The 21,120-nt window shown below is 47.2% G+C and carries 19 protein-coding genes; 17 read left to right on the top strand and 2 right to left on the bottom strand.

The genetic code is table 11. The annotated features are described in order from the left end of the window. Positions 1–2 precede the first annotated feature (2 nt). From ACJJI3_RS07355 to ACJJI3_RS07300, 12 genes are read left to right on the top strand one after another with little or no spacing between them, the layout of a single operon-like run. On the top strand, positions 3–1,022 hold the full coding sequence (locus tag ACJJI3_RS07355) for a hypothetical protein (protein ID WP_444942001.1): 1,020 nt from the start codon (positions 3–5) through the stop codon (positions 1,020–1,022). Then, positions 1,015–2,877, top strand: a complete 1,863-nt coding sequence (locus ACJJI3_RS07350) for an acyl-CoA dehydrogenase family protein (protein ID WP_444916833.1) — start codon at positions 1,015–1,017, stop codon at positions 2,875–2,877. The genes ACJJI3_RS07355 and ACJJI3_RS07350 overlap by 8 nt, the downstream gene beginning before the upstream one ends. Then, entirely contained in the window at positions 2,874–4,841 is a 1,968-nt protein-coding gene (locus tag ACJJI3_RS07345; protein ID WP_444916834.1) for an NAD(P)/FAD-dependent oxidoreductase, read from the top strand. The genes ACJJI3_RS07350 and ACJJI3_RS07345 overlap by 4 nt, the downstream gene beginning before the upstream one ends. Next, positions 4,838–5,752, top strand: coding sequence for an alpha/beta fold hydrolase (locus ACJJI3_RS07340; RefSeq protein WP_444916835.1), 915 nt, complete (start codon positions 4,838–4,840; stop codon positions 5,750–5,752). Before ACJJI3_RS07345 ends, ACJJI3_RS07340 begins: the two co-directional genes overlap by 4 nt. After that, positions 5,749–6,879 carry a hypothetical protein gene (locus ACJJI3_RS07335; RefSeq protein WP_444916836.1) on the top strand — a complete coding sequence of 377 codons (1,131 nt, stop codon included), beginning with the start codon at positions 5,749–5,751 and terminating at the stop codon, positions 6,877–6,879. The genes ACJJI3_RS07340 and ACJJI3_RS07335 overlap by 4 nt, the downstream gene beginning before the upstream one ends. Before the next feature lie 2 nt (positions 6,880–6,881). Continuing rightward, entirely contained in the window at positions 6,882–7,136 is a 255-nt protein-coding gene (locus tag ACJJI3_RS07330; protein ID WP_413665416.1) for an acyl carrier protein, read from the top strand. A 19-nt stretch (positions 7,137–7,155) separates the two neighbouring features. Then, entirely contained in the window at positions 7,156–7,890 is a 735-nt protein-coding gene (locus ACJJI3_RS07325) for a tetratricopeptide repeat protein (protein ID WP_413665417.1), read from the top strand. Then, positions 7,890–8,594, top strand: a complete 705-nt coding sequence (locus tag ACJJI3_RS07320) for an ABC transporter ATP-binding protein (RefSeq protein WP_413665418.1) — start codon at positions 7,890–7,892, stop codon at positions 8,592–8,594. The genes ACJJI3_RS07325 and ACJJI3_RS07320 overlap by 1 nt, the downstream gene beginning before the upstream one ends. Continuing rightward, positions 8,591–9,310 carry a hypothetical protein gene (locus ACJJI3_RS07315; protein ID WP_444916837.1) on the top strand — a complete coding sequence of 240 codons (720 nt, stop codon included), beginning with the start codon at positions 8,591–8,593 and terminating at the stop codon, positions 9,308–9,310. Before ACJJI3_RS07320 ends, ACJJI3_RS07315 begins: the two co-directional genes overlap by 4 nt. Positions 9,311–9,312: 2 nt before the next feature. Beyond that, entirely contained in the window at positions 9,313–10,542 is a 1,230-nt protein-coding gene (locus tag ACJJI3_RS07310; RefSeq protein WP_444916838.1) for an ABC transporter permease, read from the top strand. A gap of 12 nt (positions 10,543–10,554) precedes the next feature. Beyond that, entirely contained in the window at positions 10,555–11,307 is a 753-nt protein-coding gene (locus ACJJI3_RS07305; protein ID WP_444916839.1) for an outer membrane lipoprotein-sorting protein, read from the top strand. 12 nt (positions 11,308–11,319) lie between these two features. After that, positions 11,320–12,663, top strand: a complete 1,344-nt coding sequence (locus tag ACJJI3_RS07300) for a hypothetical protein (RefSeq protein WP_444942000.1) — start codon at positions 11,320–11,322, stop codon at positions 12,661–12,663. Here the strand turns inward: ACJJI3_RS07300 and ACJJI3_RS07295 are convergent. Beyond that, positions 12,660–14,924 carry a tetratricopeptide repeat protein gene (locus ACJJI3_RS07295; protein ID WP_444941999.1) on the bottom strand — a complete coding sequence of 755 codons (2,265 nt, stop codon included), beginning with the start codon at positions 14,922–14,924 and terminating at the stop codon, positions 12,660–12,662. The genes ACJJI3_RS07300 and ACJJI3_RS07295 overlap by 4 nt on opposite strands. A 106-nt stretch (positions 14,925–15,030) precedes the next feature. On the opposite strand from ACJJI3_RS07295, the gene ACJJI3_RS07290 reads away from it, so the two are divergent. From ACJJI3_RS07290 to ACJJI3_RS07280, 3 genes are read left to right on the top strand one after another with little or no spacing between them, the layout of a single operon-like run. Then, a complete protein-coding gene (locus tag ACJJI3_RS07290) occupies positions 15,031–16,080 on the top strand; it encodes an HAD family hydrolase (RefSeq protein WP_444941998.1) in 1,050 nt (349 codons plus the stop codon). Positions 16,081–16,122: 42 nt separating this feature from the next. Further along, positions 16,123–17,685, top strand: a complete 1,563-nt coding sequence (locus ACJJI3_RS07285) for an arylsulfatase (RefSeq protein ID WP_444941997.1) — start codon at positions 16,123–16,125, stop codon at positions 17,683–17,685. 41 nt (positions 17,686–17,726) lie between these two features. Next, complete coding sequence (locus ACJJI3_RS07280) at positions 17,727–18,053, top strand: VOC family protein (RefSeq protein WP_444941996.1); 327 nt, start codon at positions 17,727–17,729, stop codon at positions 18,051–18,053. A gap of 16 nt (positions 18,054–18,069) precedes the next feature. On the opposite strand, the gene ACJJI3_RS07275 is transcribed toward ACJJI3_RS07280, so the two are convergent. Beyond that, positions 18,070–19,005, bottom strand: a complete 936-nt coding sequence (locus ACJJI3_RS07275) for an integron integrase (protein WP_444942549.1) — start codon at positions 19,003–19,005, stop codon at positions 18,070–18,072. A gap of 845 nt (positions 19,006–19,850) precedes the next feature. On the opposite strand from ACJJI3_RS07275, the gene ACJJI3_RS07270 reads away from it, so the two are divergent. Together ACJJI3_RS07270 and ACJJI3_RS07265 are read left to right on the top strand one after the other, a co-directional pair. After that, positions 19,851–20,120, top strand: coding sequence for a hypothetical protein (locus ACJJI3_RS07270; protein WP_444941995.1), 270 nt, complete (start codon positions 19,851–19,853; stop codon positions 20,118–20,120). Positions 20,121–20,247: 127 nt separating this feature from the next. Then, positions 20,248–21,048 carry a phospholipase D-like domain-containing protein gene (locus ACJJI3_RS07265; RefSeq protein ID WP_444941994.1) on the top strand — a complete coding sequence of 267 codons (801 nt, stop codon included), beginning with the start codon at positions 20,248–20,250 and terminating at the stop codon, positions 21,046–21,048. Positions 21,049–21,120 lie beyond the last annotated feature (72 nt).

Raw genomic sequence — 21,120 nt, 5'->3', positions numbered from 1 at the left:
AGATGTTTATTAAAAACCTATGGGTAGACAGTGGCGGGCAGGTTGATCGATTACTTGATGTCTTGAGAGGACACCTGGATCAATATGATTTGTTACCAGAACTTATCTATGTGGTTTCTGCGGGAGAGGCTAATGTTCTACAGGATAGTCGGATTGTAGAGTTTATAGCAGACCTTGAAGATGGTGGGCATAATATTCGATTTGTGGGTAGCGCCTGCACCAGCTTCCATGCTGCAGTATTGAGTTTTTCAAAGTGTAGTGAAGCCGAAGCTTTGATCTTAAATCTCGAACTGGGCAAAGAGCGGCAACAAGAGTGCCTGGATTCATTGGGAATTGGAGTTGGACCTGATCAAGATGGCTTAGATGTTCTTGTAGGTGTGGCGGCTACCTGGATCTGTCGAGAGTATTGTGAAACACATCTCTGTCAAATATCCAGCTGCGATATTCTCTCTCAAGCGCCATCTTTATCTGGCGCACCAGATTTAGTAAAGAGTATTAAGCAGGTAATCTCAACCAGCTCTAGTGATGATACTCGAGTAGTTTCCTTTGATATCCGCTCGAAATGGGCCAAGGGGCTCCTGAAAGGGTTTTCGCACAGCGATAAGGCCTCATGGTTACCCAGTATCGAAGAGGACGGCTGGCACTATTTGAGTATTAAACCTCTGTCTGAACTGATCAGTTATTACATTGAGGAAACGGTGACTGATCTATGGCTGTTAACTCTAGGGGGGGGCGGCAGGGTAGGTTGCCTGAAAATAGACATTCCTTCGCCCAATTTTCAGGGATTTCTTTCAAGACTGGTAAATGTTGAGAAATTGGTGTTGGAAGACGCCTATATAGATTTTAGTTCCGCCCAGCATCTGGGTGACACTCTAGGCCAGGATTACCTTTCGCATATTCGTGAGGCATTAAGGTATCCCAAGAGGATTTACCGTGGAAGACACAACCAGATATTTGACTGGGTATTAGGTGCAGGTAGTTGGCGTACGCTGTTGGAATATCAAGGAGCAAGACATGGATAATAATATTTATAAAACTGATATAAGAGAATTTCAATTCCTTATTGAAGAACAGTTCCATGAAGCCAAAACGCTGTTCAACGACCAGATGTTTAAAGGGTGCTCACCAGAGATTCTCCATGAAATTTTAGTTCGGGCTAAAAAATTCTCTTATGAGGTTCTCGGGCCGGGATATCAGGATTCAGATCGAGAGGGATGCCAGTTAGAGAATGGGAAAGTGAAGCTCCCGAGTGCATTCTCTGAGATGTGGCAGAGGTTTAAGGATGACTGGGGGAATATCTCCTCATTTGAGGGCGAACAAAATACAACTATTCCGCCCTTTGTAATGCAAATGCTCCTGGAAATGTTTATGGGGGCAAATCCAAGTTTTATGACTTATGGTGGTTTTTGCCTGCCGTCCTCCACCTTGGTGGAAAAATATGGAACTGATCTGCAAAAAGACCTGTTTAGGGACAAATTAGCCACCTCAGAGTGGACATCTTGTCTCTGCCTCACTGAACCCCAGGCGGGAAGTGATGTATCCCTTGTAGAGACTCGCGCTGCGAAACAGGAAGACGGCACTTATTTGTTAACGGGCGAAAAATACCTGATAAGTGCCGGTATGCACGACCTGACAGAAAACACCATTTATTTCGTTATGGGTCGTGGCGAAAAAAGCGGCTCGGGCACCTACGGTTTGTCCTGCTTTATTGTGCCTAAGTACTGGGTTGAAGAGAATGGGAGTCTCGGCGAGTTTAATAATATCGAATGCATTTCTCTAGCTGAGAAAATGGGCTTTAAAGGGTGTGCAAACACTCACCTTCGGTTTGGTGACAATGGCCCCTGTAGAGCTTACCTGCTGGGGAATCGTGAGAATGTAGGCTTGTTGCAGTTTCTTACCTTGATGAATCAGGCACGAATCAGCACAGGTGTTTACGCCTTGGGTATGGCTTCCTCAGCCTACTACAATGCACTTTCCTATTCGACAAAGCGCTTACAGGGCAAGAGATTTCACGAGAGCTTTAGCTCTACCGCAAGTCGGGTCAATATCGTTGAGCATACCGATGTCCAGCGTATGTTGCTGGAAATGAAATCCAAGGTAGAGGGCTGTAGAGCACTGATTGCTAAGCTGACATTGTCAGAGAGCTTAGTCAAAATCTACCAGGGGCAGGAAGACAAAAAGGATCGCATTGCTCACTACCAAGGTTTAATGAACCTGCTAACTCCAGTTGTTAAAGCCTATATCAGTGACCAGGCTTGGCGTATCTGTGAATTGGCGATTCAAACCTGTGGTGGTCAGGGGTATCTCAAGGATCTGGGTATAGAGCAATATGCCCGGGATATTAAAGTGTTGGCAATCTGGGAGGGAACGAATTATATCCAGAGCCAGGACTTGATCCGGGATAAGTTAGGATTGGGTAATTCCAGTAAGCTATTCCAATTCTATCAGGCAGAAATTGATAATTTCCTCGATCGGGCCACGGACTACCCTCAGTTTGAGATTGAATTTGAGCGCTTAAAGACCTCGTTTGGACATTTCGAGGCAGCACTGAAAGCTGTGCAGGTATGGGTGAAGACAAAAGAAATGTTCAAAATCCCTGCCTATAGCACACGTATTCTACATATGCTTGGTGATATAACCTTGGCTTGGCTTTTATTGGAGGCTGCATGCGCGTCATCAGATAAGTTGAGTCAGGACCTGAACGATACTGATGAGGAGTTCTATAGCTCGAAAATAGTCAGTGCTAAATTCTTTATTCGCAATGAGTTACCCCGCACCAAGCTGGTGCTGGATATCCTTCAGGATCAGGATTCTTTTTGTGAAATGGACGCTTCCTCCTGGAATTCATTATTGTCAAATGTGGAGGCTGTCTCATGAACAAGCTTGATCAGCTGGAATCCAATTACGATGTAGTGATTATCGGTGGTGGATGGGCTGGCTTAACCCTGGCCCGTCAGCTTAAACTCAATAATGATGCTTTAACCATATTGGTTGTTGAGGCAAATACTGAGTTTAAGGCCAAAGTTGGTGAAGCGACAGTGGAGATGACCGGCCACTACTTTATGAAGCAGTTGGGCTTGGTGAATTATCTCTATAGGAATCACTTGCCTAAAAATGGTCTGCGTTTTTTCTACGATAACCCTGAGCATACACTGTCATTAACAGAGATGAGTGAGCACGGAACCACCAGTATTCCGCCTCATCCAGCTTTTCAAATTGACCGGGCCAGATTGGAATCCGATCTTGTCGATATGAATAGGACGAATGGCATAGAGGTTATTCAGGGCGTAAAAGCAAAAAATCTTAACATACAGCCAGGTGATGAACTCCATTCTATAGAGCTTATGGAAGATGGCGCTAGCGGAGTGGTTAACGCCCGCTGGTTAGTAGATTGCAGTGGTCGAAATCGGGTTGCTAAGAAGCATAAGAAGCTTACCCGAGTTGAGAATGTCCCTAAACACTTCTCTGCCTGGGGTAGGTTTAAGAATATACAGGATATCGACTCCATGGGAGATATGAATTGGAGGAAGAAGGCCTTTGGACGCTTTCTTTCAACGAATCATTTTTCTGGAGATGGTTACTGGGTTTGGTTTATACCCTTAAGTGGTGGCTATACCAGTGTAGGTATCGTTGGCGAGAATAGTAAATTCGACAAGCCGCCCACAAAGAAGCAAGATTTCCTAGATTTTCTGTTGGCTTATAGAGCTATTTCGGAGCTTCTGGAAGGCGCCGAGCTTATTGATTTCGAGGCTTGGGGGCAGCTTGCCTATAGAGCGGATGAGTTTATCTTTGAGGACCGCTGGGCTACCTCCGGATTTTCCTCGATGTTCCTTGATCCTCTGTTTAGTGGTGGGGGCGACATGATAGCCCTGTTTAATGACCATATTTGTAAGTACATTGTTGCCGATATCTCAGATAGTAATCGTTATGAAGCTCAGCAGCGGCTTGCAAAAGAACTGCCGATCGCGAATCAAGTGGTCACAGAATTTTACCAGGGCCTCTATGCTCATGTAGCAAATGTATACCCGGTTATTGACTCTGCTGAACTGTGTTCTCCTTTGCTTGCCTACAATACCGCTGCTTATTTCCTGGAGAGTGCCTGGGATTATATGTCAGGTAATTATCTGGATCAGGAGTACTGGCTACGCAAAAGTTACCTGCGCCGTGGATATATGGCCCTTGAGTTAATCCTGCAACGCCTTTTAGTTGAAACGGCAAAAGAGCTTAAAGCTCAGAATCGATATTTTCGCAGAAATAGTGAAGGTTTCTTTGAGTCCGGTGCCGATCACTATAAGTACTTTGTATATTTAATGGGAACCCAAGGCCGGGATGGTTGGCGAATCGATCTGCGGGTCAAACTTTGGGTTGAAGTTTTCCTGAGTGTTGTCCAGGCGCGACTCGACCTCCCTAAACTGGCAAACCGGATGGTTGTTCAGCAGGCTATTACCCTGCCTGATCTTTTACAAAAGCCAAATATGAATGGGGCTGACCTCAATTGGCTGCTTGAGAAGTTATCTATCAAGCTTACAGATCTAGTCAATGAGGATATGGCAGATCCAGTGAGCGTTATTGTATCGGAAGAGTCCTTCCACACAGATACGATTGAAGTTATGGATCTTGCGGGTAGCTACTCCAATAAAGAACTTGCTGAGGTTAACAAGAAAGCAAAATCTATCTGGGTGCAGACTCAGGAGTATATTGCGATCCCTAGTATGGTTCCTGTATTTCTTGCTTTTGCACGCAGTCAGCCGGATAGCATAATGGATTCGGTTATTGACCAGCGTGAAGCTATGCGCACAGCTGAATTAGACTCTGCTCATGCGGATTCGGAGGTTGTGTGATTCAAGAGTTCTTTCAGGCGCGGGATGGAAAAAAACTCTCCTTTCGCTGGTTGCCGTGCGATGAATCTGACTTGGTGCTTGTCTGCATGCACGGGAGCACGTTCAGTAGCCAGTGGTATTTAATGTTTGGACGGATGGTACACCGAAACGGTATTAGTGTGTGTCTGCCAGACTGGCGAGGCCATGGTAAGAGTGAAGGTGTTCCGGGGGATCTCGATTATTCCGATCAACTGCAAGACGATCTTGCCGATCTATTAAAACACCTCAAAAAAAGAGGGGCTAAGGCCTTTGTTCTTGGAGGGCACAGCGCGGGATCATTGGTTGCACTTAAATATCTGCACCTATATGGCAGTAAAGATATTGCAGGTTTTTTTGCGATAGCACCGCCTCTGACTCAGTCAGAGGAAACAAGAAAGTACGATATTCCCGCATCTGGCTTTGAGTATTACATTCGTTACGGAAGGAAACGTCACTATACGCGGCCTAGGGCATCGGCTGGTGATCAGAATCTGCCAAAAATAAAAATGCTGAAATATTGGCTGGCACTTTTGTTCCCCCCATTGAGGAAGTTATCAGTGCTGAGCTTTCCCCCGGTGGGATCAGCAGCGGGAAATCAAGGGCGAGTTCTGGACTGCACGTTTAACTTACTCAGTGCCTATAACGTAAAGAGATACGCGGATCTCTTTGCGAGTTTAAATGTACCCTGCCACTTTTTTGTCGGTGAGAAGGACGAAGTACTTGATACCCATGTGCTCCACACTGTATTGAGCTGGTATCTCTCGCCCAGTATTAAGGCTGGACTCACTGAGTTGCCCAGAGCTACTCATATGTCAGCTATTTCTGCTTCGGCAAAACCTATTTCCAACTGGTTGACAACTTTGATGCGGCAACCTGAGGAGGCTGTTGCATGAGACCTAGCAAAGGCAAAACTCCCCTGATGAGAGAAAAAATGTTGCCCGTCGGTGGAGAGGTTTCACTGAGTTCATTTTTAAGTGATGCCGATTGGGGAGCAGGGCATGGCGAAGATTGGACATCTTTAGGAACTATAAAGAGAAGTGATAAAAACACTTTTCACTTGCAAGTTGGCAAGGCGTTTCGATTTCCCCTTTATTATTACCTGAAGGACGATCGTCTATTTGTTGGTCAGGATTTATCACTATTTCCTGCTGTTGGTGCCGATACGGTAGATTGCCACTACTTAATTGAAATAGAGTATTTTGGTTTCTCCATAGAAAGAAAGAGCCTTTTACAGAATGTTAAAATGCTCTTTCCAGAGGATGATGTTGTTATATCAGCTAGAGAGCTTATTTGGCTCTCAGCTGAACATCATCAATCTGGGTCATTTGATGCCGCTCTGGTAACTCCTAAAGAAGCTACCGATAAACTCTTCAACAGTTTACCTGAGGTAACCTCTAAGCTTTTCTCGCCTGTTGATACCACTTTTTATGCTCATATTGCCAATCGTTTGGCGGAGTCAAGCGGCACCAAATTAAAAGTGGGTAGACATAGCCTGCCTTTAACGGTTGGCTATCAGGAGAAGCGGGCAAAGATCTTTAATACGGCTCATAAAAATAGAGTCGTAGAAGGGATCGATCTACAAAGTTACACCGATATGGTACAGGAAGAGTTGGATCGAGCCTGGCAGGACTCAGAATCAAGTATCGATAGGGAACATTATATCTTCCAGACATTCTATCTGCCTTTTGCCCAGTTTTTACTCAATATACTGGCAATGAATACCAGCAAGATGGTGGAGATTGTTGGTGGTTCGGGAGATGAGGGTGTAATACCCCCGGCACTTTCAATAAGTGATAAACCTATCTGTAATGTTTACGAATCTTTTCAGCGGGTGTTTTTTTATGGACACCATTGGCTTGCAAAAGTCTGGTTCTATATACCGCCCATGATCAGTTCTGCTGCCATAAAACTGCAGCAAAAATACTCAGAACGAGAGCAGCATGTTTGTGTTTTTACTTTAACGTTGGACTACTTGCTGCGATTTAATAACTTAAAAATAGGAAATGTTACCGGAGAGTAAATATGTCTACAGCAGTTGTAGAAAGCAATGTACAAGAGCTATGTGAGCAAATAGCTCTTATGCTGAATGTTGATGCTGTCGATGCAGATACACCCATTGCAGAACTCGGGGTAGATTCCCTGAATATTGTCGAGGTGATTCTAATTTGCGAGCAGTTGTACCCGGGGGTGATGAGCCCTGAAAATCTTGTTTTCGACGAACATACCACCCTAAGGGAAATGGATGGTCAACTACTTGAAAACTCGGAAGAAGTCTAGCGTACTTCGGGAGCAGTCAATGTTTAAAAAAGTACTTACCATTCTTATCAGTAGTTTTTTTATTGGAAATGTTGTTGCCTGGTTTTCAGGTGCTGCTCCCATCGAGTTTGGCAAGATTGCCTATTCAGAAGGCGAGATGGAGCAGGTGGAGTTTCTCCAGCAGGAGATTGGTGAAAATAGTACAGACCCCGACTTGATGTTGGAGCTTGGGCAGTTATTTAGTCATCATAACGAGCTTGAAAAGGCTGCACACTTGCTGGAAGCCGCGTATCAACAGCGTCCAGACGACATGCTGATACGTGCAGCGTATTACTCCAATGAGGGCAAGCGCGCAGGTGCGATGTTTGACCCTGCGATGGGGCTTTACAAGCTTTACCGTCTGCGGCATGCGATGGACGAGGTGGATCAGGCAGGTCTCAGTGCCGATTCAGATTTTAATGTACGCCTGATACGGCTGATTACTTTTTCTTATGTAGGAGAAGTAAGCGGCCACTTTGAGCGGGTGTTCGAAGATGAAGCCTGGTTTAAGAATCTGATGGATTCAGATCCCGATCTATTGCCGACTGCTATGCAGCAGGTGGTGTATTTGTCTTTGGCTAATGCCTACTGGGTGAAAGCTGGAGAGGGCACTGAAGATTTGGCAGTGGCCATGGATTACTACCAAAAAGCAATAGCAATGGCTCCTTGTCCTGCAACGATGCAAACCTCTTGTGAGCAACTGGGGCAAATGGCAGTCACCCTGGGTAAAAGTTAATGTTGGTTGAGCTTAAGCGTGTTTCAAAGCGCTATCGATTGGGTGATCTCTGGGTCGATGCCTTGCGGGATATAGATCTTGCTATCGATCGGGGTGAGTTTCTGGCTGTGAAAGGGCCCAGCGGTAGTGGTAAGAGCACATTATTGAACCTTCTATCCGCATTGGATCAGTGTGATTCCGGATCAGTTCATATTGATGGCGTTAATCTTGGGAGTTTGGGAGAGCATCAGCGCTCCCTGTTTCGAGGTCGTCATATTGGGATTGTTTTCCAGTCTTTTAACCTGATTCCCGTGCTTACAGCACTTGAGAATGTGATGTACCCGCTGACACTGCGGGGGGCTAACAATGCCAGGCAACTAGCGTTAGACGCTCTGGAAGCAGTAGGGCTTGCCAAGTTGGTTAATCAGCGTCCTACCCAGCTTTCGGGGGGGCAGATGCAGCGAGTGGCGATTGCCAGGGCAATTGTCAGTAAGCCGGATCTGGTGCTTGCGGACGAACCTACAGCCAATCTGGATTCGCGCACGTCGGAGAGCATTATGAGCCTTGTGAAGCAGCTCAACCAGGAGCAGGGTGTCACTTTTATCGTAGCCACCCATGATGATTATGTAACCAGCTTGGCATCTCGTGTTATCACGGTACGAGATGGTCATTTGGTAGAGGATACAGCTTCGCCTCAAGGTATTGTTCAGGAGGCTTTTGCATGACAGCAATCATAAAAATGTTGCTGGCTAGGGACCCGCTAACTAGAGCGGCTTTGGCTATTTCAGTTGCATTCTTAATTTCTGCACCGGCTTTGGCTGAAGATTTCGTCTATCCAACTCCGATTCCATTCACCAATAGTGAAAGGGGAGCGCTGTTTGCTGCTGTTAATGGCGAAACGACCAGTGAGCAGAGAAAGCAGGCCTACTTGGCTCAGCTTGCGCGCCTTACGTCGATGGAAGATGCAGAGTTGCAGGATGTTGAGGAGTTAGAGGCTTTGATGCAGTCACTGGTGGAGAGTCTCCCGGATGACCCCGAACTCAATGCTGCATTGGGATCGACAACTTCCTTTAAATCCAGCTTCTACCTTGATCGATTGGCAAAACTATCGCTGTTCTCCAGACGAGGCAATCGCATGATGGACCGGGCTGTTAAACAATCTCCATTCAATCTGGGCGCCCGCCTTCAGCGGGGAATCAGCTGTGCCAATATGCCGGCCTTTCTAAAAAGAGCGCGCTACGCTGTTGAAGACCTGGAGCTGGTTAGGGAACAGGTGGGCAATCGGTTCGGTAAAGAATTTCTCGGCTTTGTAGAGTTCTACCTTGCCCAGGCTTACGAGCGCAACAAACAGCCCGATGATGCCCGGGTTCTTTGGGGAAAAGTGGCCGAGTCGGATACCGACTGGTCCGCTAAAGCCAAGCTGGCGCTTCGGAGTATTTAGTCATGGGCTTGGGTTGGAAAGTTGCACTGCTGAATATTATGCGTAACGGGCGCCGCAGCCTGATTACCTTGGCTGCGATCGTTTTCGGTTGTACCAGCCTGATTATTTTTGGCGGTTTTGTACAGTCGATGTATGAGGGGATGCGGGAGAGTATGATCCGCTCGCAGCTTGGTCATATACAAATCTATGCCAAAGGCTACAACCAGTTTGGCAAAGCGGAACCCGAAAAATACCTGATTGCTGATGGGGACCTTCAAAAGATTTCCGAGCTGGTAGAAAATGAAACCGATACGTTGGTGGTAGCGCCTCGCCTTAATTTCAATGGCCTGCTTAGTGATGGCAAGCAATCGATAGCCATCACTGGAATTGGTATTGATGCGGAGAAAGAAGTGATGCTTTCCTCTGCAATTCAGATTATTCAAGGGGACGATCTATTTCCTGAGGATATTTCTGCTGCTCACCTTGGAGAAGGATTGTTCAATGCTCTGGATGTTCAGATTGGGGACTACTTGACCCTGTTGGCAAGCACCCAGGATGGGGCAATCAATGCTGTCGATGTACAGGTGATGGGGGTAATCACAACCGGTGTTAAGGAACTGGATGATCGCTTGCTCAGGGTGAATTTGCCTCTGGCCCAGGAATTACTCTATACGTCAGATATTACACGGCTAGTGGTTTTATTGGAGGAGACCGAACTTACATCTCCCTCAATTGCGACTCTGACCAGTGTCTTTGAGCAGAACAATTTGAACCTAGAAATAAAAAGCTGGGAAGAACTGGCGGGTTACTATCATCAGGTTGTTGGCCTGTTTAACGGGGTTTTTGGTTTTATTACCGTCATTGTGTTGGTAATCGTTGCGCTGAGTATTTCCAATACCATGTTGATGGCAGTCATGGAGCGCACCCGCGAGCTGGGTACTATCCGAGCCATGGGCGGTACTCCCCGGCAGGTTGTAAACCTGATCTTACTGGAGTCGGTATTTCTCGGTTTGATCGGAAGTTTGCTAGGGTTACTGATTGGTGCACTGGCAGCCAAGGGCATTACCTATGCAGAATGGATGATGCCCCGGCCACCGGGCAGTACCCAGGATTATCCTATCCGTGTGTTTGTCGTGCCGGATATCTTATTGAAAACATTCCTGTTGGGTTTTTGTATTTCACTTGTTTCCAGCCTTTATCCAGCGATAAAAGCATCCCGGCTGCCGGTAGTAAAAGCACTTAGGTTTACTTGATTTGGGTCTTCTATGTATAAGTTGAATTCTTTTTATGGGTGGGTGTTGGCGATAGCCTGCTTGTTGTTTAGCTACTCAAGTTATGCATCGGTTTCGGCTGAGTCACTGGTTAATAAGCTGGATGACTTTCGCGGGTTCAGGGATCAGGGCTTTAGCTTTGATATCACCAATATCAGCTATAAAAAGGACAAGGAGCCCCGCACCAATAAGCTCAGTGTCAAAGTATTTAATGAGCAATCACTGATCCAATTTTTGGCGCCCGCCCGGGAAAAGGGCAGGGCAATGCTAAAAGAGAGCGCCAATATGTGGCTCTATATTCCCGGTACGCGCAGGGTTATCCGGATTGCGCCCTCACAGCGATTAATAGGCGAGACCAGTAACGGTGATGTAGTGGGGGCAAATTTCTCCCGGGATTACACGGCAGAGCTGCAAGGGCAGGAAACTGTTGATGGGGAAGATTACTGGGTGCTGTATTTATCGGCAAAATCCTCTGGCGTTGCCTATGACAAAGTAAAAGTTTGGATGGCACAGGGTGAGGGAAACCTGCCTTTAAAGGGGGAATTTTATACCCGCTCCGGGCGTCTCCTTAAAACAGCGCACTATAAAGAGTTCAAGCAGTTTGAAGGCGAGCTGAAACTTCATAAATTACTCTTGGTGGATGCACTCATTGACGAGAGTTATACCTGGATGAAGTTCGATGACTATCGTCTTGAGAGCCTGGACCCGGCAATTTTCCAAAAAGGCTCCCTTGGCAGGCTGAATTGAGGTGAGTCGGTAATGGTTATCAGAATCAGGACAATTCTCCCATTTATATTCCTTCCTCTCGCTTTTGCTGAAAAAGTTGCCAGTGCCGAAGACTATCAGGACCCTTTCGAGACCAACTCGGAACTTTTTGATGAAGTGAGCACTGAGGAAGGGGTTTCTCGAGTTGTTTGGGATATTGATGCTTCGCTACTGGGGTATCACCAGCAGAATGAAGTTAGGGATGATCCCTATTTCGATCCGGGTCTGTTTGTCTTTGATGAACAAGAGTCTTTACTTGCTCTGGATCTCAGTGGCCAGTTTTCCCTGGGAGCACACTTCTCAGTTTACTCGCGGTTTGCGGCGATAGAGCACTATCGGTCTAATGAGGCTGGAACATCTGAAAAAGAGACAGAATCCCATCTGCTAGAGGGGTATTTCTCTTCTTACACTGACAACCGAAGGTTTGGTATTAACGTCGGTCGGATAAAACCTCAGTGGAGCAACGGTTACAACTGGTCTCCAGCAAATCTATTAAAAGCCACTTTTGACCGCCCCAATCTGGATGCCGATGAACTTACCCAGCAACTGGGCTGGGATATGGCCCATCTCGATTTCCGCTATGGTCGCTGGAACACCGGCATTTATATGGCTCAGGTTGAGGACGATCTGGATGGTCACTTTGACACTAGCGTAAATGACCATGAGTTTCAGTACGCACTCGTGGTGAATCGTGAAGGTGACTTGGATACCCGCTTGGTATTACATCAGATAGAGGGGGAGGCAACCAATATCGCTCTCGGGTTGAGTACTTTGGCTGGAGAAAGTGCCACACTCAGGTTGGAGGGGGCTTGGGAACATCAGCGGGAGTTACCGCAGCCGGGTGAACTCTCCTATTTTCCAGCAGAGGACGATGGTTATTTGAAGCTGGTACTTGGTACTCAGCTCAGCTTCAACCAGGGATGGGATGTTACTGCGGAGTATCTGTATAACCAGCATGGATTCGATGATGACGAGTGGGGTTTGGTTCAAACGCAGGTAGATAGTGCAAAGAACGGATTGAACAGCGCGCGGGTTTATGAGGCGATTGCTTTTCTGTCCGATAGTTTTCACCTTTTATCTACCGGACAACTACGGCAGGAGTATTTGTTTTTGATGTGGGGTAACACCCGGCTGGATAAGAAGTTTCAATATCGTCAGAGTGTGCAATATAACCTGGATGACAAGAGCCAGTACCACAACCTGGAATTGATTCAGAACTGGACTGAGCATTTTAGTACTCGACTGCAAGCCCAGTTTTTCAGGGGCTGTGAGTCCTGTGAATTTGGTCTGCTGCCTACTGAAAGGCTTCTTAGGTTAAGTCTCTATTATGATTTTTAGCGTTTGCTGGCTAAAAGTGCTTCATATTTTTGTGCGATTTCCCGCTTGCCGGATTCCCTGCTAATAGAAATTAATGCCCGCAAAATATCTAGGTCCTGCGGAAACTGGTGATAGCCGTCTTCTAGAATATCCAGGGCGAGTTCGCTGTTGCCTTCCGAGTGAACGGCTATGGCATATACGTAGAGGTAGCGACTCTGGGTTTGCTCATGCTCAGCCGCGGCCTTTAGAAAACCCATTGCCTCCTGGTGGCGGTTCTGACGAACCAGGGAAAGGCCTAAGGCGTGTTGGATTACGGCGATATCCTCACTCTTCGATAGTGCTCCTCTGAGTAATAATTCCGCGTCGGTTTCACGTCCATTTGCCCGGTAAAGGTCGGCCAAGTTGATATAGGCGGGTGTGTAGTAGGAGGCCTTGGTTATTGCCCGGCGATAGAAGGCTTCCGCTTGTTGCGTATTTCCTCTCTGGAAATGGAGGTTGCCCAGGTTTACCAGGGATTCCGGTCGGTCGTTGTTGAATAACTCTGAGGTGGTATAGATTTTAAGGGCCTTGGAGTATTGTTGCTGTACTTGCGCGGGCATGGTCCCGATCTGAGCATCGGTAACGCCATTGGCCGCCAGCGACCTAGTCACGGCCATTTTACTGAAAAGCAGCGGTATACCGATCATCAGTCGCAATTGCTCCGGTAGTTCATCCAGAGACTGCGCAAGGGCCAGGTTTAATAAGGGTTCTTCGCCCTGGGCAATTTGTTGGAGTAACTGAGCGGAATTCATCGTCAGGTAGCGCGGTAACAAACGGATTGCGCTGGCCCGGACAATCTCCGGTTGACTGCTGTCCTGAATAAGGTCCATTAACATCTTATCGGCCTCGCTATCCCCGCGCATAGCTGCGTGCAATGTCTGCCCGTAGTGAGGGGGAGGTGAGCCGTATTTGTCTTCCAATATCTTCGCCGCCCACTGGCTCGATTTATCTTGATGGCAGCTGTTGCAGGTATTGGGGGTGCCCAGCGCTTCGGAAAGGTCAGGTCGGGGAATACGGAAACTGTGATCCCGGCGCCCATCCACCTGCATAAAATTTTTCTTTGGCATATGGCAGTTTGTGCAGCGGGCACCGGAGCTTTGAGTGGGGTGCAGATGGTGGTCAGTACGGGCGAATCGCTCCGGCATATGGCACTGGGCACAAACTGCATCACCGGCTGTTCGCAGTTGTAGACTGTGAGGGTTGTGACAGTGGCTACAGGTAACACCTGCTGCGTACATTTTGCTTTGCAGAAAAGATCCGTACACGAATACCTCACCATCGGCCTGGCCATCCGCATGGTAAAGAGGCTCTTGCAGAAGTGTGAGGTTGAAATGATCCAGTAATTCGCTGTTAGCCTGCGCCCCCGGTAAATGGGTACTCCGCCGAGAATGGCACTGGGCGCAAGTTGTTATTTCACGCTGGATGGCTGCCGATGGCGCAAGCTTGGCAATCCCCGTTTGCAGATCCATTTCCCGGAGCTGTTGGGTTGGGTCAATAAGATGGGGGGCAAGCCCTTTATTCTGCAATGTCTCATTCTGTGTTTTTGTCCACTGAAGGTGTCTCGATCCCGGGCCATGACAGGATTCGCAACCGACACTGATCTCTGACCAGGATGTCTGGTAGCTATCGGTTTGTAGGTTATAGGCCTTTTGCAGATTGGTGGAATGGCAGTCGGAACACATAGAGTTCCAATTCTGGTTTATGCCGGTCCAGTGCAGGGGATGTTGATGGTCTATCGCTTGATCGGGATAGAGATGGAACCAGCGCTGGCCACCGACAGATTTGTCCCGGCTATCCCAAGCGATACTCAGTGCCTGAAGACGTCCGCCTCCCAAATAAATCAAGTATTGCTGTAAAGGGTGGACACCAAATGTATAGGCAAGGGGATAGTCCTGGAGGTCTCCACTGGGCCCATCAGTGCGTACGTAATAGCGCCCTTCCTTTTGATAGAAGTGAGATTTCTGCCCCTGATATTCAAATGCCACCCCGGAGAAATCACCGAGAACGCTGTTGCTATTGGCGGCCTGCATTGCCAGCTGGTGGTGGGAACCTTGCCAGGCACTGGCCTCATCTTTGTGGCATAGGGCGCATTGCGCGGAGCCCACGAAAGTGGCTTCTGAGCTAACTGCTTCGTCCTGGCGCTTGAGAGGTTGGGTATCAACCGGCTCTTCGTTACCACAAGCCACCAGAACGAGACAGATAAGGCTGATTTGGAGGAGGCTAGTGCCAGCTATATTTATCACGGTTTTTTTATTGTGATGAGATCTTATCTTAGGGAGTTATTCAGAGGCCCCCTAGGCCAAAAGATTAGTTCATGTGCCGTAAATGTCATTTTGTGAGAGGGCCAGAATGCTGGATTGGAAATTTAGGGTTGCCCTGAGCCGAGGGTGTCTATTGCTGGTTTTGGCAATCAGCTTACCGGCACTCAGTTCTCCCTTGCCATCCTGGCAAGATGGCGTTAAAGCCCAAATTGTGGACTTTGTTGACAAGGTTACCCGAAAGGACAGCGCCGACTTTATACCTGTCGGTGAACGTATCGCGGTATTTGATAATGATGGCACCCTCTGGTCCGAGAAGCCCGTGTATTTCCAGCTGCTCTATGCCGCCGATGAAGTTAAAAGGCTAGCGCCCCAACACCCAGAGTGGAAAACCCAAGAGCCCTTCGCTTCGATCCTAAAGGGCGATTTATCAAACCTGCTGGGGCAAGGCAGGGAAGGTTTGGAAGTAATGCTTACTACGACTCATGCGGGATTGAGTACGGATGCCTTCCAGCGCTCTGTTGCCCAATGGCTCAGGAGCGCTAAGAACCCGGAAACTGGCAAGCACTACAGTGCGATGGTGTTCCAGCCCATGCTGGAGTTGCTGGAATACTTAAGAGCAAATGGTTTTAAAACCTACATTGTGTCGGGGGGCGGCACAGATTTTATCCGAGTGTTTTCCCAGGAGTTATATGGAATCCCCCCAGAGCAGGTTATCGGCAGTCGCCTAAAGTCCCGCTATGAAAATGGGGGTGGTCACCCCTATATCGTGAAATTAGATGAACTGGCCTTCCTCACCGATAGACAGGGAAAGCCTATCGCAATCAATGATGTGATTGGCCGGCGGCCGGTATTTGCCGCAGGCAACTCCGATGGTGACTTACAAATGCTGGAATGGACCACCGCCGCCAAGGGGCTGCGTTTTGCCATGCTGATTCACCATACCGATGCCAAAAGAGAATGGGCATACGATAAGAACTCCTCAGTGGGGCGCCTGGACAAAGCGCTACAAGCCGCTAAGGCAAATGGCTGGTTGGTGGTAGATATGGCGAAGGACTGGCGGACGGTGTTTCCGCCAGAAGCGCAGGATCAATCAAGCCAGGGGCCGGTGATTCCTCAAGTTCCCGCCTACCAGGACTAGTCTTAAAGCGGTGTATTGATCCTGCCAATATTGAGGTGTGTAATGCTCCTGATCCTCCAATCCCGTCTCCGACAGTTCCTTTTGGTTGTACTGGCTGCTGTATTCCTTTCCCCTGGTAGCCTCTTCGCGCAGACCAAACCCAATATTTTGGTGATCTGGGGAGATGATATTGGCATCTGGAATATCAGCTTCAACAGTCGCGGCATGATGGGCTATACCACGCCCAATATTGATCGGCTGGCGGTAGAAGGCCTTTCTTTTACCGACTACTACGGCCAGCAATCGTGCACAGCAGGCCGCGCAGCGTTTTTAGCGGGTAATGTTCCAGTGCGCACCGGCATGACTAAAGTGGGGCTTCCTGGTGCCAAAGAGGGTTGGCAGAAGAGTGATGCCACTATCGCCACAGTAATGAAAAGCCTGGATTATGCCACCGGCCAGTTTGGTAAAAACCACCAAGGGGATAGGGACGAACACCTGCCCATCAACCATGGCTTTGACGAATTCTTTGGCAACCTCTATCACCTGAATGCGGAGGAAGAGCCTGAGAACAGGGACTATCCCAAAGACCCTGAATTCCGTAAGAAGTTTGGCCCCAGAGGAGTGATTAAAGCCAAGGCCGGCGGACCAATCGAAGATACCGGCCCCCTTACCAAGAAACGGATGGAAACGATCGATGATGAAACCCTAGCGGCAGCTATCGACTTTATCGAACGCGCACACGCGGCTAAGACCCCATTCTTTGTCTGGTGGAACGCAACCCGGATGCACTTTCGCACTCATGTCAGAGAGGAGCACACAAACCTTGCGGGCCCCAACAGCAATGAGTATATGGATGGCATGGTTGAGCATGACATCCTGGTAGGAAAGCTGCTAAGTGTGCTTGACCGCCTGGATATCACCGACAATACCATCGTGTTTTATTCCACAGACAATGGCCCCCACTTCAACACCTGGCCTGATGCTGCAACTACGCCATTTCGTAGTGAGAAAAACTCCAATTGGGAAGGAGCTTATAGGGTGCCAGCCTTTGTACGCTGGCCGGGCAAATTTCCAGCGGGTACTACGCTGACAGGTATTGTCTCCCATGAGGACTGGCTGCCGACCCTCGCTGCGGCCGGGGGGAATCCGAATATCAAGGAACAGCTCAAGGACGGGGTCGAGCTCAATGGGCGCGAGTACAGAAATTATGTTGATGGCTACAACATGATGGATTACTTCACCGGCAAAGCAAAACTTTCACCAAGAAAAGAATTTATCTACGTAAATGATGACGGCCAAATTGTAGCTATGCGCTACGAACCCTGGAAAGCTATTTTCCTGGAAAATCGCGGGCGGGGTTTTGAAGTCTGGCGAGAGCCCTTTACTGAATTACGAGTGCCACTATTGTTCAATTTGAGGCAAGATCCTTTCGAAAAAGCCCAACACAACTCGAATACCTATAACGACTGGTTTATAGACAGGGCTTTTGTCCTGGTTCCCATGCAGCAACTCGCATCAAAATTTTTGCAAACTATGAAAGAATATCCACCCAGCCAGGTACCCGGATCTTTTAATTTGGATAAGGTACAGGAGCAGCTGGAAGCTGGAGCGAGTGGTAGTAACTAAAAATGTAGATACCAACACAAGTATCAATAAAGGTAGGGCCCATGGATAAAATTCATATCGCACTGTCGACTAATCAGATAGAAGAGTCAGTTGCCGATTACAGTAAAAGGTTAAATACTGCTCCCTGCGTGCATGTCCCCAATGAATATGCTTTATGGCGAACTGCCGTTGTTAACTTATCGATTCGCCATGATCCAAATTGTGAAAGCGGAACGCTTAGGCATCTAGGATGGGAATCAGATGGTGCCGATACATTTACCGCAGAAACTGACATTAATGGCATTACCTGGGAACACTTTAATGCAGAGCTTCAGGCAGATGAAATCAACAAGGCTTGGCCCAAAGCCAGCTACCACCCAAAGGCATAGCTGCCAGGGACTGAAATCAGTCAAGAGGGCTGGTAACACCGCGCTCATGTACGCCTATAACATGGGTGTAAATCATGGTTGTACTGATATTGCTGTGGCCAAGCAGCTCCTGAATATTGCGTATATCAGTACCAGCACGTAAGAGGTTGGTAGCAAAAGAGTGGCGAAATGTGTGGCAACTCGCCTTCTTACGGATATTGAGGGCTGAAACGGCCTTGGAAACCGCCCGTCTTACTTGTTGCTCACCAATATGGTGCCGTCGCATCATATCGCTGCGAGGGTCTTGCGATCGAAATCGAGCAGGGAACACATATTGCCAAGCGGCACTTGTAGCCGCGTGTGGGTACTTTTTTGACAGTGCGAAAGGTAAATAGACATACCCATAGCCTTCTGCCAAATCCTGCTGATGTAGAGAGAGCGCATGTGCAATCTGCACCTTGAGGGGCTTAATCAGAGACCGAGGCAGCAGTGTTCTTCGCCACTTCTCCCCCTTGGATTCCCGTACTATCAAGCATTGATCACTAAAATCAATGTCCTGCACCCTGAGCCGCACAGCTTCCATAACTCTAAGGCCTGAGCCATACATTAATGAAGCGGCAAGCTTATATGGGCCACTAAGGTACTCTAATACTGAAGTTGCCTCTTCATGGCTAAAGGTAACAGGCAACCGCTTAGGCCGATGGCTTTGTTCGAACTGTAGTTGCCCTAACTCAATATCCAGAAACTGCTTATAGAGAAAGACAACCGCATTCAAAGCCGTTCTCTGAGTGTTTGCTGATACATTGCGATTAGCGGCAAGGTGACTTAACCACTGATCTATTTCAGACTTTCCAAGGTCCTGCGGATGTTGCATCCCATGAAAGCGTATAAAGTCTTTCACCCAGAAACAGTATGTCTTCTCTGTTTTGTATGCCAAATATCGAGACCGAATAAACGTCCTAAATCGGTCCATAAAGCGGGATGGCCGCTTGGGAAGCGGAATAGGGATGTCGTCCATTTTTACAGTCCGGATACTGTATGGATTAACAGTTTAATGAACATTTGACTGGGAATCATCAGGATTTTCGATCAGTTTGACTGTTATTTTTGGCTAGAGGTAAAAATGATTGAAAACCTGATGTATTACAATAGGTTAGAGAGATCGTATAAAATGGGGATAGTAGGCAAAGTGATCGTTTTTACATTTGGTACAGCGGTTCTGAAAGTTGGATAACTTGCTGATTCTCCTTGGATTTTGTGTATTTTTTCGCTAGATTGATTCCAAGATAGTAATCAGGATAGTAGTGATCAGAATGATTACTATATAAATGTTATGTGTAAACCAGTATGAAATTAATTTTTTCCCTCATAGCCCTCGTTTCGATGATAGCGACATCTTTCTTCTTAGGTATGAAGTGGGAAAAGTATCGAATTTTGGAGTCGAACAGCTTGGAGCTCCAGGCTCCGTTCGTACTTCAGTCAGATAAAGGCAATGGTCAATTACCTGTTGGCACTATTTTGTATCCCTATTCATCTGGGCCTAGTATAGATACCTTTATCGTCTTCATTAATACTAAGAACTTGAATGCACTAGAACCATTTTCATTTGAAAAGCCCTTTACTATGGTTCCATTGGATGCATACCAAGAGTGAGACACATAACAAACACAGGCAGTATGCTACGGCCCTTCGGGCCTCCGCGGGACGTCTTACCTTGTGCACTTTTTGCGCAGGTCGCTACGCTCCCAGTTTTGCGCAAAACGCGTACAAGGTAATCCGCCCCTGCTGTGGGCGTTACAGAGCAGCAGGGTTCGAGTAATGGAAGTACCTATATCCCAAGAATTCGTAAAAATCTGTAAGCAAATTAAAGCTAAACCGCATTCAATCTCCCGGTGGTCCGAAATCGAATCCGATGATATGTTTCACTCAGATTCTTTTCGTGGTGGCTTTGATGCAGATGAACAGGAGTTCTGCTTTAGCTTTTATGACCAAGCTGGAGATGAGTATTGGTTTCAAGTAAGTCTTTCTTCAATCATAGAAATAGCTAGTGGTATACAGCTTAAAATTGTAGGTAGGGCTGCAGAGTGAAGGCCTATAACAAGGTGCTCAAACACCGTTCCAGCCGAAAGCGGCCTCCACTGGACGTGCAAAAAGCGCGCGCCGTTTAGCACGGCGTTAAGTGTCAGAAGGCTCATAGTTCGGAGAGAATTCAGAATTGAAAGTTTCAGAGCTTACCCTAAATGCAATAAAGCCATACATTACCGGCGATGGAGCTCCAACTCCCTATATGTCGGGGCCAGATCTAATAAAATTCTTTAATGCGTTTGGATTATCTGACGAATATACAAACGAAGGCCTGCCTAATTCATGGTCTAGAAATGAATATGCTTACGAGAGACTAAAAGAGGTTAACGGAACACCCGAATTTAAGAGGTTGATTGAGGCAATTCCGGATAGCCGGAAGGTTGGCAACACTGACGATGTGGCCTCTAAGCTTAGTGAAATTATAAAGCATGATGGCTACCTCTTTGAAAAAAATGAACTAGGTATATTTAAAATCAGTGGGTCAGAGCTTACTGATCCTGTTCAAATAGCCGCACACTTCCAAGAAATAAAGAGTCAAATAATAGACTCAATTAAGTCGGCAGAATTCACTATCTGGATAGCTGTTGCTTGGTTTACCGATAGGGATATTGGCAATGAATTACGTAGAAAGCACCATGATGGAGTTAATGTTCGCGTCATTGTGAATGATGATGATACAACTACTAAGTATGGTTTGGATTTCTCTTCTCGAGGCATTGAATATAAGAAAGTTTCCCCGAACTCTCCTTGGGGTAAAAAATTAATGCATAATAAATTCTGTATAATTGATTTATGCAAAGTTATACATGGCTCATATAACTGGACGAGTAATGCTCAATATAATAATGAGAGCATTACAATTACGGAGAGCAGAGATTTAGCTGAAGAGTTTTCAAGACAGTTTATTGAGCTTCGTAGACAAAACACTTAACAAACGGCTTCAGCGCGAAGCCCAACACTCCAGTTGTCTTGTGTTGGTTCGCTGCGCTCCCAACTCAACACG

It is taken from the genome of Microbulbifer maximicatervae (SeqCode) (genome assembly GCF_052466985.1).
This window is presented reverse-complemented; position numbering and strand designations above follow the sequence as displayed.

Bases quoted from the DNA above. Each gene is read 5' to 3' on its own strand.
- ACJJI3_RS07305 (WP_444916839.1), top strand. From the start codon at position 10,555: ATGTATAAGTTGAATTCTTTTTATGGGTGGGTGTTGGCGATAGCCTGC.
- ACJJI3_RS07350 (WP_444916833.1), top strand. From the start codon at position 1,015: ATGGATAATAATATTTATAAAACTGATATAAGAGAATTTCAATTCCTT.
- ACJJI3_RS07330 (WP_413665416.1), top strand. From the start codon at position 6,882: ATGTCTACAGCAGTTGTAGAAAGCAATGTACAAGAGCTATGTGAGCAA.
- ACJJI3_RS07300 (WP_444942000.1), top strand. From the start codon at position 11,320: ATGGTTATCAGAATCAGGACAATTCTCCCATTTATATTCCTTCCTCTC.
- ACJJI3_RS07355 (WP_444942001.1), top strand. From the start codon at position 3: ATGTTTATTAAAAACCTATGGGTAGACAGTGGCGGGCAGGTTGATCGA.
- ACJJI3_RS07280 (WP_444941996.1), top strand. From the start codon at position 17,727: ATGGATAAAATTCATATCGCACTGTCGACTAATCAGATAGAAGAGTCA.
- ACJJI3_RS07320 (WP_413665418.1), top strand. From the start codon at position 7,890: ATGTTGGTTGAGCTTAAGCGTGTTTCAAAGCGCTATCGATTGGGTGAT.
- ACJJI3_RS07290 (WP_444941998.1), top strand. From the start codon at position 15,031: ATGCTGGATTGGAAATTTAGGGTTGCCCTGAGCCGAGGGTGTCTATTG.
- ACJJI3_RS07315 (WP_444916837.1), top strand. From the start codon at position 8,591: ATGACAGCAATCATAAAAATGTTGCTGGCTAGGGACCCGCTAACTAGA.
- ACJJI3_RS07335 (WP_444916836.1), top strand. From the start codon at position 5,749: ATGAGACCTAGCAAAGGCAAAACTCCCCTGATGAGAGAAAAAATGTTG.
- ACJJI3_RS07345 (WP_444916834.1), top strand. From the start codon at position 2,874: ATGAACAAGCTTGATCAGCTGGAATCCAATTACGATGTAGTGATTATC.
- ACJJI3_RS07310 (WP_444916838.1), top strand. From the start codon at position 9,313: ATGGGCTTGGGTTGGAAAGTTGCACTGCTGAATATTATGCGTAACGGG.
- ACJJI3_RS07285 (WP_444941997.1), top strand. From the start codon at position 16,123: ATGCTCCTGATCCTCCAATCCCGTCTCCGACAGTTCCTTTTGGTTGTA.
- ACJJI3_RS07270 (WP_444941995.1), top strand. From the start codon at position 19,851: ATGGAAGTACCTATATCCCAAGAATTCGTAAAAATCTGTAAGCAAATT.
- ACJJI3_RS07325 (WP_413665417.1), top strand. From the start codon at position 7,156: ATGTTTAAAAAAGTACTTACCATTCTTATCAGTAGTTTTTTTATTGGA.
- ACJJI3_RS07275 (WP_444942549.1), bottom strand. From the start codon at position 19,005: ATGGACCGATTTAGGACGTTTATTCGGTCTCGATATTTGGCATACAAA.